At 64.0% G+C, this 11,463-nt stretch carries 12 protein-coding genes and 2 tRNA genes; 4 read left to right on the top strand and 10 right to left on the bottom strand.

The features are described from left to right. The coding region (locus tag NEZ08_RS06510; protein ID WP_298105428.1) for a hypothetical protein at positions 1–250 on the top strand (250 nt) is incomplete at its 5' end. Positions 251–296: 46 nt separating this feature from the next. On the opposite strand, the gene NEZ08_RS06505 is transcribed toward NEZ08_RS06510, so the two are convergent. From NEZ08_RS06505 to NEZ08_RS06465, 9 genes are all read right to left on the bottom strand, one after another. After that, positions 297–372, bottom strand: a tRNA-Phe gene (locus NEZ08_RS06505). Positions 373–582: 210 nt separating this feature from the next. Continuing rightward, positions 583–777, bottom strand: a complete 195-nt coding sequence (gene yacG / locus NEZ08_RS06500) for a DNA gyrase inhibitor YacG (protein ID WP_298105426.1) — start codon at positions 775–777, stop codon at positions 583–585. Further along, complete coding sequence (locus NEZ08_RS06495; RefSeq protein ID WP_298105423.1) at positions 767–1,390, bottom strand: Maf-like protein; 624 nt, start codon at positions 1,388–1,390, stop codon at positions 767–769. Before NEZ08_RS06495 ends, yacG begins: the two co-directional genes overlap by 11 nt. A 205-nt stretch (positions 1,391–1,595) precedes the next feature. Next, a complete protein-coding gene (locus NEZ08_RS06490) occupies positions 1,596–2,060 on the bottom strand; it encodes a low molecular weight phosphatase family protein (protein ID WP_298105420.1) in 465 nt (154 codons plus the stop codon). Between the two features lie 97 nt (positions 2,061–2,157). Then, positions 2,158–2,649: a UPF0262 family protein gene (locus NEZ08_RS06485; protein WP_298105417.1), complete on the bottom strand. Its 492-nt coding sequence runs from the start codon at positions 2,647–2,649 to the stop codon at positions 2,158–2,160. After that, positions 2,646–3,941 carry a histidinol dehydrogenase gene (gene hisD, locus NEZ08_RS06480; RefSeq protein WP_298105414.1) on the bottom strand — a complete coding sequence of 432 codons (1,296 nt, stop codon included), beginning with the start codon at positions 3,939–3,941 and terminating at the stop codon, positions 2,646–2,648. Before hisD ends, NEZ08_RS06485 begins: the two co-directional genes overlap by 4 nt. Before the next feature lie 141 nt (positions 3,942–4,082). Continuing rightward, positions 4,083–5,372 (bottom strand): UDP-N-acetylglucosamine 1-carboxyvinyltransferase, encoded by a 1,290-nt coding sequence (murA, locus tag NEZ08_RS06475; RefSeq protein WP_298105411.1) that lies wholly within the window; start codon positions 5,370–5,372, stop codon positions 4,083–4,085. Positions 5,373–5,580: 208 nt separating this feature from the next. After that, on the bottom strand, positions 5,581–7,272 hold the full coding sequence (locus NEZ08_RS06470; protein ID WP_298105445.1) for an FAD-dependent oxidoreductase: 1,692 nt from the start codon (positions 7,270–7,272) through the stop codon (positions 5,581–5,583). An 87-nt stretch (positions 7,273–7,359) separates the two neighbouring features. Continuing rightward, the gene (locus NEZ08_RS06465; protein WP_298105408.1) at positions 7,360–7,548 is read right to left on the bottom strand and encodes a hypothetical protein; all 189 of its coding nucleotides are present in this window, start codon (positions 7,546–7,548) and stop codon (positions 7,360–7,362) included. A 207-nt stretch (positions 7,549–7,755) separates the two neighbouring features. Here NEZ08_RS06465 and NEZ08_RS06460 point away from each other — a divergent pair. The 3 genes from NEZ08_RS06460 (at position 7,756) to NEZ08_RS06450 (ending at position 10,147) form a co-directional block, all read left to right on the top strand. Beyond that, positions 7,756–7,830: transfer RNA gene (locus NEZ08_RS06460), tRNA-Thr, on the top strand. Positions 7,831–8,087: 257 nt separating this feature from the next. Further along, positions 8,088–8,825 carry an outer membrane beta-barrel protein gene (locus tag NEZ08_RS06455; RefSeq protein ID WP_298105405.1) on the top strand — a complete coding sequence of 246 codons (738 nt, stop codon included), beginning with the start codon at positions 8,088–8,090 and terminating at the stop codon, positions 8,823–8,825. 266 nt (positions 8,826–9,091) lie between these two features. Further along, positions 9,092–10,147 (top strand): MBL fold metallo-hydrolase, encoded by a 1,056-nt coding sequence (locus tag NEZ08_RS06450; RefSeq protein WP_298105402.1) that lies wholly within the window; start codon positions 9,092–9,094, stop codon positions 10,145–10,147. A 49-nt stretch (positions 10,148–10,196) separates the two neighbouring features. On the opposite strand, the gene NEZ08_RS06445 is transcribed toward NEZ08_RS06450, so the two are convergent. Further along, complete coding sequence (locus NEZ08_RS06445; protein WP_298105399.1) at positions 10,197–11,297, bottom strand: amidohydrolase family protein; 1,101 nt, start codon at positions 11,295–11,297, stop codon at positions 10,197–10,199. Positions 11,298–11,463 lie beyond the last annotated feature (166 nt).

Here is an 11,463-nt window from a genome sequence, read left to right as displayed (position 1 = left end):
GTCACGCGATCTCGCAAAGCTCGGGCAAACCATGCCGCGAGAATGCGAGGGTGTGACCAAATGGTTTACGTCATTCCCGGGCGCGCGTGAGCGCGAACCGGGAATCCATAATGGCGCCCTGTTGCTGGGAGGAATGGATTCTCTGATGTGCAACTGCACATCAAAGCCTGCGCCTTCAGCGCAAAATAGCTTCGCTATTTTATCGCGACGGCGCCTCCCGGAGCGACAAAACGAGTTGTTTGACAAGTAGATCAGGAAACGATCGCACGGGCCTCGGCGGCCGGCGCGAAGCAGGATGGTGCCCAGGGGCGGGATCGAACCACCGACACTGCGATTTTCAGTCGCATGCTCTACCAACTGAGCTACCTGGGCGTTCCCGGCCGGCCCAAAAGGCCGGAGGGAGCGGCGGTTTATAGTCAGGCAACGCGGCTCTGTCCACCACGCTTCGCCTGCCTGTCCGAAACGGCTTCGCGCGGCGCGGCCACGCGCAAACGGGGCGGCGAATCGTGTCCGCCAGGGCCCAGAAGACGGCGCCGGACGATTTGGTAAATCAATGAAACCAATGAAGGATTTCCGATTCGATCAATCGTTGTCGTCGTCTTCATCGGGGCGCGTGGGGATCACATAGGAGCCCGACAGCCAGCGATTGAGATCGACGTCGCGGCAGCGGGTCGAGCAGAACGGGCGGCTTTCTTTGGTCGAAGGCTTGCCGCAGATCGGGCACGGCTTTGCCTTCGTCCCCTCCGGCGAGGCGTGGCCGGGCGACCTAGCCGGCATTCAGCCAGCCGAAGCGAATCGGGAACCCCTCGCCGCCGAGCAGCGTCACCGTCTCGTAAAGGGGCAGCCCGACGACATTGGTGTAGGAGCCGACCAACTTGACCACGAACGATCCGGCGATGCCCTGCACGGCGTAGCCGCCGGCTTTGCCGCGCCATTCGCCGGAGCCGATATAGGCCTGGATATCGTCTTCGGAGAGCCGCTTGAAGCGCACGCGGCTTTCAATCAGGCGCTGGCGGAAGGCTTCCTTCGGGGTCACCAGGCAGATCGCGGTGTAGACGCGGTGATTGCGGCCCGACAGCAGCCGCAGGCATTGCGCGGCCTCGTCAACCAGATTGGCCTTCGGCAGGATGCGCCGCCCGACCGCGACCACGGTGTCGGCGGCGAGAATGAAAGAACCGCGCAGTTCATCGTCGAGTTGCACCGATTTCAGCGCAGCGTCGGCCTTGGCGCGGGCGAGGCGGTTGGCGCAGGCGCGCGGCAACTCGCCGCGCCGCGGCGTCTCATCGACATCCGCGGGGCGCAGCGCATCCGGCTCGATGCCGGCCTGGTTGAGCAGGCTGAGACGTCGCGGCGAACCTGAAGCGAGAACCAGTTTGGGGCGGCCAAGCATGCGGGGTGAGGTCGGCGGATTCGAGGAAAGCGCTGAATGCGCGCGGAACCTATCGGAAGGCTCACCCCGAGACAACCATGCATTCGTCTGCGGACATGCCTCGCGGCGCTGACATCCCGCCGTCACGAAGATGCAGCACCACCTCGCAGTTCGTCGCGCGGCAACGGCTCGCGGAACCGGTTCGTCCCGCTTTGTAACCGCCCCGTCAGCCGTTCGCTGCGCCGACTTTCGAAAACCGCTTGCGAATGCGCCGCAAGAGGCCGTCGCATACCTCGCGATAGGCATTGAGTTTCTGTTCGCGGCTGCCGTCTGTTCCGGTAGGGTCCGGCGTGGGCCAGTATTCGACATCGGCCGCGAGCGTCCGCGTCAGCTCCAGCGCCTTGTGATGCGCCTCCGGCGACAACGTGATGATGAGATCGAAATTGAGGCCTTCCCAGTCGTCCAGCTCCTCGAAGGTCATCGGCTTGTGCTGGGAGATGTCCTGGCCGAGTTCAGCCATCACGGCGACCGCGAAGGGATCCAGCTCGCCCTTCCGGACGCCGGCAGAGCGAACATACAGGGCCTGCGGGAACATCTGCTGCAGCAGGCTTTCCGCCATCGGCGAGCGGACACTGTTGAGGGCGCAGGCAAACAGCACGGCTTGCGGAGCGCGCGAGGGCGGCGCCGCCATATCAGGACTTTTTCGGTTGGCGCATGACTTTCGCGCAACCGCATCTTGCGTTCGTCGCGACAGGAAACCGGTGCCCGGCTTTCTTCGGGGTCATGCGCTACCCCTTCCAGTGCAGGACGCAGATCAGCGTGAACAGGCGGCGGGCGGTTTCGAAATCCACCCGCACCTTGCCCTTCAGCCGCTCCTGCAGCGTGCGCGATCCTTCATCGTGGATGCCGCGGCGGCCCATGTCGATCGCCTCGATCCTATCCGGCGTGGCGGTGCGGATCGCCTGATAGTAGCTGTCGCAGATCATGAAATAATCTTTGACGATTCGCCGGAACGGGGTCAGCGACAACAAATGCGCCACCACCGGCGTGCCGTCCTCGCGGCGAATGTCGAAAGCGAGACGATTGCCGGTGATGCTCAGATGCAGCGTAAAGGGTCCCTCTTGGACACCCTCCGGCGCGAACAGGTTCTGCTCGATCAGGTCGTAGATCGCGATCGCGCGCTCGTGCTCGATGTCCGGCCCCGAGCGGCCGATCGATTCCTCATCGAGCGTGACCCCGACGATGCGGTTCTTGGAATCGTCTGCTGGCGGCGTGTTCATGACAGGTTGAGGCGTATCCCGACCGAGCGCGAATGGGCCTCGAGGCCTTCGGCCTGGCCGAGCGTCATCGCCGCCGGGCCGAGCTGACGCAACTGGTCCGGCCCGCATTTGAGCACCGACGTCCGCTTCATGAAGTCGAGCACGCCGAGACCGGACGAGAATCGCGCCGAGCGCGCCGTCGGCAGCACGTGGTTGGAGCCCCCGACATAGTCGCCGATCGCTTCCGGCGTGTGCGGCCCGAGAAATACCGCGCCGGCATTGCGGATTTTCACCGCCAGGTTTTCCGGATCCTCCGTCATGATTTCCAGGTGCTCGGCGGCGAGCGCGTCCGCAAGCCGGACCGACTCGTCCAGCGCCTTTACCTTGATGATGCCGCCGAAATCCCGCCAGGAGGCGCGCGCGATCTCCGCCCGCGGCAGTGTCGAAAGCTGCGTCTCGACCGCGCGCACAACATCGTCGGCCAGACCGGCGTCATCGGTGATCAGGATCGACTGCGCGCTGGCGTCATGCTCGGCCTGGGCGAGCAGATCGGCGGCGATCCAGGCGGGATTCGCCGATTGGTCTGCGATGACCAGTACCTCGGACGGCCCCGCGATCATGTCGATGCCGACCTTGCCGAAGACCAGCCGCTTGGCGGCCGCGACATAGGCGTTGCCGGGCCCGACGATCTTGGCAACCGGCGCGATGGTCGCGGTGCCGTACGCCAAAGCCGCCACGGCCTGCGCACCGCCGACGCGGTAGATTTCCGAAACGCCGGCAAGATGCGCGGCCGCCAGCACCAGCGGATTGAGCCTGCCGTCGGGCGAGGGCACCACCATCACCAAGCGGTCGACCCCGGCCACCTTCGCCGGCACCGCGTTCATGAGGACCGAGGACGGATAGGCAGCGGTGCCGCCGGGAACATAGAGCCCGACCGATTCGATCGCGCTCCAGCGCCAGCCGAGTTCGACACCGAGCGCGTCGGTAAAGCGCTCGTCCTTCGGCAACTGCCGGCGATGGAAACTTTCAATGCGGTCGCGCGCCAGTTCGAGCGCCGCGACCGTTTCGCGATCGCAAGCCTTGACCGCCTGCGCGATCTCGTCAGCGCCGATCCGAAGTTTCGAGGCGGTGAGGTCGAGCCGGTCGAACCGGCTTGTCGCCTCGATCAACGCGGTGTCGCCGCGGCTCGCCACGTCGTCGACGATCCGGCGGCAGGCCGCCTCGACGTCGGCGGCGACCTCGCGTTTGATCGCGAGGAAAGCGGCGAATCGGGACGCAAAATCGGCGCTGGAGGTATCGAGGAGAACGGGCATCACGGGTTTCCGGGGTCGCAAGGTCTCAACGTAAAGGCTTCTGCTCCATGGCGCGAGGCCAAATCGCCGTCAACCCTCGAAGAGGGCCGGTCCTCCCGACCGCCTTTGGAATAAGCCGGTTCCTCACGAAGCAGGAAGAACCTAATCGCTGATGCGCTCGATGCGAGCGCCGCAGGCAGAGAGTTTTTCCTCCAGCCGCTCAAACCCACGGTCGAGATGGTAGACGCGGTTCACCATGGTCTCGCCCTCGGCGGCCAGCCCCGCGATCACCAGCGAGACAGAGGCGCGCAGGTCGGTTGCCATGACCGGCGCGCCGCGCAACTCGCCGATGCCGTGGACCGTTGCGGTCTCGCCGTCGAGCTGGATGCGCGCGCCAAACCGCGCCAGTTCCTGCACATGCATGAAGCGATTCTCGAAAATCGTCTCGGTGATCCGGGAAGCGCCGCTGGCGCGGGTCATCAGCGCCATCAGCTGGGCCTGGAGGTCGGTCGGGAAACCCGGGAACGGTGCGGTCGAGACCGTTACCGGTTTAATGCCAGCGCCGTTGCGGGCGATGCGAATGCCTTCGCCGTTGGCCGTCACCACCGCCCCGGCCTCCGACAATACATCGAGCGCGGCCTGCAAAAGGCCCGGCCGCGCGCCGCTCAGGAGAACATCGCCGCCGGCCATCGCCACCGCCATCGCGTAGGTTCCGGCCTCGATGCGGTCGGGCAGCACGGTGTGCCGGGCGCCGTGAAGTTTGGTCACGCCTTCGATAACGATGCGCGGCGTGCCGGCGCCGGTGACGCGCGCTCCCATCTTGTTGAGGCAATCGGCGACATCGACAATTTCCGGCTCGCAGGCGGCATTGGTGATGACGGTCGCCCCTTTCGCCAGCGTTGCCGCCATCAGCGCGACATGGGTCCCCGAAACCGTCACCTTCGGAAAATCGATTTCTGCCCCGCTCAGTCCACCGGGCGCTTTCGCAACGACATAGCCGCCGTCGATCGCGATGTCGGCGCCGAGCCTTTGCAGGGCCATGATCAAGAGATCGACCGGACGCGTGCCGATGGCGCAGCCGCCGGGCAGCGAAACTCTCGCTTCGTGCATCCGCGCCACCAGCGGTGCGATAACCCAGAAGCTTGCACGCATCCGCGATACCAGTTCGTAAGGCGCTGTCGTGTCGATGATGTCAGCGGCGGAGATGTGCAGCGTCTGACCCTGGTATTCGCGGTCACCGGGCCGCTTCCCGACGGACATGATGTCGACGCCATGATTGCCGAGAATCCGTTGTAGCTGCGCGACGTCGGCAAGCCGAGGAACGTTGTCCAGGATCAGCGTCTCGTCGGTCAAGAGACCGGCAATCATCAGCGGCAAGGCGGCATTCTTGGCGCCGGAAATCTGGATGGTGCCGTTAAGCGCGCGACCACCGATGATACGAATGCGATCCATTCCAAATGCCTGTTGTTTAATGAGGCGAGCTATAGGGCCAATGCTGAGCCCGAAGCAAATCGTTCAAACCACCAGCAGCCAAACGCCTTCACCTTTGCGGCGAATTGATGGGAAAGGACGGCGATGAAGGCTCTGCCGGGCGAATCACGGCGAAAGAATAGCCTGACCGGCTCGGACCGGCGGCAATTGCTAAGGTAGGCGGCCGACGCTACAGGGCCGGCCTCGCCGAATCGTTGAGATAGCCATGCAAGGCGGCAACGACCTGGGCTCCCTCGCCGATTGCGCCACCCACGCGCTTGACCGAACCCGAACGGACGTCGCCGACGGCGAAGACGCCGGGCACCGAGGTTTCCAGCACGGAGGCCGGAATAGCTCCGCCGTTTTGCGCGCCCGTGACGACGAAGCCGGCGCGATCGACCGTCACGCCACATCCCCCGAGCCATCCGGTCGCCGGATCGGCGCCAACGAACAGGAACAGATTGCCGGCAGCGAATCTGTTCTCACCGGGCGCGAGGCGGCTCTGCCAGCGAACGCCTTCGAGCGCACCTTCCGGGGTGCCTTCAAGTCCCGTGACCTCTGCATTGAAGATCAGTTCGATATTGGCCGACGCCTCGATCCGCTCGATGAGATAGCGCGACATGCTCGCGCCAAGGCCGCCGCCGCGGATCACCATCTGAACCTTGCGGGCATGACCGGAGAGAAACACTGCGGCCTGGCCGGCGGAATTGCCGCCGCCGACCAGAACAACCTGCTGTTCTGTGCACAGGCGGGCCTCGATCGGAGACGCCCAATACCAGACGCCGCGGCCCTCAAACTCGGCGAGGCGTGCGATGTCGGGCCGGCGGTAGCGCGCGCCGCTGGCGATCACGACCGCGCGCGCCCGTACCACATCACCGTTGTCGAGCGTCAGGGCAAATGCGCCGTCGGCGCGCGAACAATCGAGCGATTTGACCTCGACCGGGATCATGATGTCGGCACCGAACTTCTGCGCCTGGTTGAAGGCGCGCGCCATCAGCGCGTGTCCTGAGATGCCGGTCGGGAAACCGAGGTAGTTTTCGATTCGGGCGCTGGCGCCCGCCTGTCCGCCGAAGGCGCGGGTATCGCATACCGCGACCGCCAGACCTTCCGAAGCGGCATAAACAGCGGTCGACATGCCCGCCGGGCCCGAACCGACCACCACCACGTCGTAAATCTTGTCTTTCGGGACCGCGCGCACCATGCCGATGGCGCGGGCGAGTTCGGCTTCGCCCGGATTGCGCAGCACGGCGCCATCGGGCGTCACCACCAGCGGCAGATCGGCGGGCGAGGGCGAGTAGCGCGCGATCACCTCGGCGGCATCTGGATCGACGTGCGGACAAAGCAGATGATGCGGATAGCCGTTGCGGGCGAGGAATCCCTGAAGGCGAACGACGCCGGCGGAATTCGCAGGCCCGATCAGCACCGGTCCGCCGGCGCCACCCCGGATCAGGCTGACGCGGCGCAGGATCAGCGCGCGCATGATGCGCTCGCCAAGATCCGCTTCGGCAACCATCAGCGCGCGCAACCGCTCCGGCGGAATCAACAGCGTGCGGACCTCGCCTTCGGCATGGCCGTCGACCAGCGCCGCCCGCTCCGATAGTTGGCCGATCTCGGCCAGGAACTGGCCCGGTCCCTGGTCGATGATCGGCGTGACACGGCCAAGGCCGTCGCGATGGGTGATGGCGACGTGGCCGGACAGCACGACAAACATGCCCGGTCCGGGCTTGCCGGTCAGGAACAGGGCATCGCCGCTCTCGTAGATGCGTTCCTCGCCGAACCGGCGGATGCGCGCGATTTCCTGGGCAGTCAAGGTCGGGAAGGTCTCCTCAAAGCGCGGGAAGGCGTTGGCGAGGCTGACGCTCCCGTTCGCTTCTTGTCCCATGATGGCCTGCTCTGACATTTCCCATCACCTCGTCCGGAAAAACCGCGACGGTCGATATCGCCCACCGGGCGCACGGCAGATAGCCGGCTATTTGCCCGGGACTTCCTCGGCCCGATCGCCAGGCTCCTCATCGGAAGGCGGCGACGTGAAATCCGCCCGCTCGCGGGCTTGCAACTTTCGCCGCTTGAGATTTTCCCGCAATGCTAGCTTCAAGCGATCCTGGCGATTGGCTCGGGCAGCTTGACTGACCGGCCGGCCGCTTCCGTCCTCGTTCATGGTCGACCTGCGTTCGGCCCGCCCTGACTGCATCCGCCGCAGAAAGAAGGCAGTGTGCCGCTGTGGGCCTCAATTGCGGCTATTTCGGCGATGGCGTGGATTCCCCGCGCTTGCGTGCCCCCTGACCTTGTGGCAAGGATCGCCCGCGCTGTGGAGCCCTTTTTGGCCGATTCCGTTGATCCAGTGCCCCGGTTCTGACCAGCGTACGCTGCCGTAGCTCAGTGGTAGAGCACTCCATTGGTAATGGAGAGGTCGACAGTTCAATCCTGTCCGGCAGCACCAGACCTCGCAAATATGCAGGATTGCGCGGGGTCCGGCAGTGGCGTTCCGGCTGCGCCGTGGTTCGAGATTAAGGCTTCATTAGGGCTTTGTTAAGCTGCCCTTAAGCACAAATTCGTGTTGCTCCCCAGTATGTTGGGTTATCGGCGACTGTGGCCGATCAGTGACAGCTTTTTACTCAAAACGTGTCTAAGTGCGCGCCATGGACGGGCGCAGAAGGCGCACGATCTGAAACGCGGACTCATCTCTGGAGACCAACAATGAAGAAGTTTCTGCTTGCAACTGTGGCCCTCGTCGCCCTCGGCGCGACCGTGCCAGCACTCGCTGCCGACCTTCCCGCGCGCCAGCGCGCGCCGGCATATACCAAGGCCCCGCCCTATGCCGCGCCGCTCTACAACTGGACCGGCTTCTATATCGGCGGCCATCTTGGTGGCGTTTTCTCGGGCAACAACAATTTCGGCGGCCTCGCCACCGGCAACGACGGCAACGGCCGTTTTCTCGGCGGCCTTCAGGGCGGCGCTGATTACCAGTTCGCGCCGAACTGGGTGATCGGTGCGGAAGCCGAATATTCCTGGATCGCCGGCAACAACGGCAGCATCGTCTTCCCGAATGGCAGCATCTACACCAATAGCCAGCGTGGCCTCGGCTCCGTCACCGGCCGCATTGGATACACCTGGGGTCCGGGCCTGCTCTACGTGAAGGGCGGTTATGCCTTTGCCGATAACAACCAATCGCTGATTGTCGGCGGCGCGGCGACCCCGTTCGCCCTCAGCGGCAACCAGAGCAACGGCTGGACCGTCGGCGCTGGTCTTGAATACATGCTGACCCAGAACTGGTCGGCCAAGATCGAGTACCAGTACTACAACTTCGGCGATTCGAGCTTCACCACGCCGGCCCCGCTGCCGTCGTACGGCAACTTCCGCACCGACGATCACGTCGTGAAGGCGGGCATCAATTACCGCTTCAACTGGGGAGGTCCGGTGGTCGCGAGGTACTGATCCCTTCGCAAGATCACGCGGTTAGAAAAGGCCGGCCTCGCGCCGGCCTTTTTGCTTTTGCCAGGCCACGAAAGGCGGATGCGTTCCTCGCCAATGATCCTGGCGGCATACGGTTCGGCTTTCCGCGGGGCGAAGACCTTGCGGTCGTGGACTTGCTGGCGCCGGGGAGTTCCTCCAGTTTTGCCCGGCCCGCATCCCGTTTTCGGCTGGCGCCCCGCCGTCAGTACGGCTAAGCCGATGATGACAGGCCAACAAGACCCGAGACGATGAAGCAAGACGCAGTTCAGTCCTCAGCAGAGGCATTGCGCTATCCCTGGGAAAACCACCCCGGCCCCGATCAGGTGGTTGAGATCATGCCCGGCCTGCTCTGGGTGCGGCTGAAACTGCCGTTCCGGCTCAACCATGTGAACATCTACCTGCTCGCCGATGGCGAGAGCTGGGTGATGGTGGATTCCGGCTTCGGCAATGAGGAAACGATCGCCGCCTGGACAAGCTTGTTCGAGGGACCGCTCGCCGGAGTCAAGATCAGCCGGTTGATCGTCACGCACTCACATCCCGATCACGTGGGCCTCGCCGGCTGGGTGGTCGAGCGATTCGGTTGCCCGCTCTACATGTCTCAGGTCGAATATCTGCAGTCGGTTTATCACCAGAACCGCGGCACCGAAGAACGCAAGCAGGCGCAGCGCCTGTTCTTCCGCCGCCACGGCATGGACGAGAACCTGACCGACAAGCTGCTCGGGCGCGGTCAGGAGTATCTGACACGGGTCTCGACCTTGCCGGCCTCCTATCGCCGCATCTCGCATGGCGACGAGATTTCGATCGGCACGCGCCGCTTCAAGGTTATCACCGGCGGCGGCCATGCGCTCGATCAGGTGATGCTCTATTGCGCCGCCGACAAGCTGTTTCTGTCGGCCGACCAGGTGCTGAGCAAGATTTCTCCGAACGTCAGCGTCTGGGCGGTCGAACCCGAACAGAACTCGCTCGGCGAATATCTGGCTTCGCTGGCAAGCCTCACCACCACCCTGCCCTATGATCTCCTGGTGCTGCCCGGCCACGGCGTGCCGTTCTACGGCTTGAAGACGCGGATCAAACAGCTCGCCGATCACCATGAAGAACGATGCCGGCTGATCGCGGACGCGTGTCGCGAAACGCCCAGGACGTCGGCGGAGCTGGTGCCCATCGTATTCCACAAGCACGTGCTGGATGCACATCAGATGGGATTTGCCGCCGGCGAACTGGTCGCGCATGTCAACTACATGCTGGTCGAGGGCCGTCTCACCGTCGAGGAGACCGACGGCATGCTCTGCTATCGGACGACATGAGCCACGCAACGCCGCCCGGTTCATCGGCGGCGCGACGCGACGCCTGAATTTACGCGAGCAGATTGAACAGTTTTGCCGCGGTCCGGCCGAGAATGCCGGCCTTCTCCTCATCGCTCAGCGAAGTGCACGCAAAGATATGGTCCACCGGGCTGAGCTGCCAGGGATAGGGATAATCGCTGCCGAGGATGATCTGTCCCGCACCGACCTGCGCGGCGAGATGACGGATCGCCTCCGGCGTGAAGACCAGTGAATCGAAATAGATCTGCCTCAGATATTCCGTCGGCTTCTTCTTCAGCTTGATCTCGGGATTGCAGCCCTTGGGTCCGACCAGGCAGGCATGATCGGATCGATCGGCATACGACGCGAGATAGCCGCCGCCATGCGCGGCGATGATCTTCAGGCGGGGGAACCGATCGAGCGTTCCTTCGAAGATCAGATGCGACAGCGCAATCGTGGTGTCCAGCGGATTGCCGATGGTGTTGTCGAGCCAGCCGTTGCCGGCCAGCCTGTTCTTCCTGAGTTCGGGAATGCCGCGCGGATGAATGAACAAGGGCGCGCCGAGATCTTCGGCCTTGGCCCAGACGGGATCGAATTTCGGATCGGAGAAATCGACGCCGTTGACGGAGCCGCCGATGGCGGCACCCTTCAAGCCCTGCTTCTTGATCGCGATCTCCAGTTCCTGCACGGCAAGATCAGGCGCCTGCAACGTCAGCGAGGCAAAGGCGGCGAAGCGGTCCGAATGCGCGGCGCAGAATTCGGCGAGCTTCTCGTTCTGGATTTTCACGATCTGCGCCGCGAGATCGCGCTCCTTGTCATACCAGAACGGGTTGATCGACAGGATTTCCATGTCCACCGCCTGCGCGTCCATCGCCGCAAGCCGCTGCCTGAGATCAATGAACGTCTCCTCGGCCCCGTTGACGGGGCCGGCCTGGCGCCTGCGGCCCTCTTCGCCGAGCAGGCTGCCTGCCTCGTGGAAATTGCAATGGGCATGCACATCGATGGTCTTGACCCGCTTCCCGTTCACCGTGACCGGGAGCTTTTGCCGCGCCGGCTGTTGCGCGTGCGCGCCGTGCGAGAGACCGCAGCCGCAAAAGAAAATGCCGGTTGCGGCATGCGTGCCCGCTTTGAGAAAATCGCGGCGCGTTGTCATGACACCCCCCACAGTTCTTATCGGCGTGCCGTGCTCGCCTGTTTGTCCGCCGTGAATCGGCGGTTGTTTGGGCTGACAGGGTAAAACAAACAGCGACGCATGGGCAAGGCGCGCGGTTTTCACATCGTCACTGCTAGGAGAGAGGATTTGCATGCCTGCCGCGAAG

Source organism: Bradyrhizobium sp. (assembly GCF_027451485.1).
Classification (GTDB): domain Bacteria; phylum Pseudomonadota; class Alphaproteobacteria; order Rhizobiales; family Xanthobacteraceae; genus Bradyrhizobium.
Note: the sequence above shows the minus strand (reverse complement) of the source record. Positions and strands in the feature narration are given on the sequence as shown.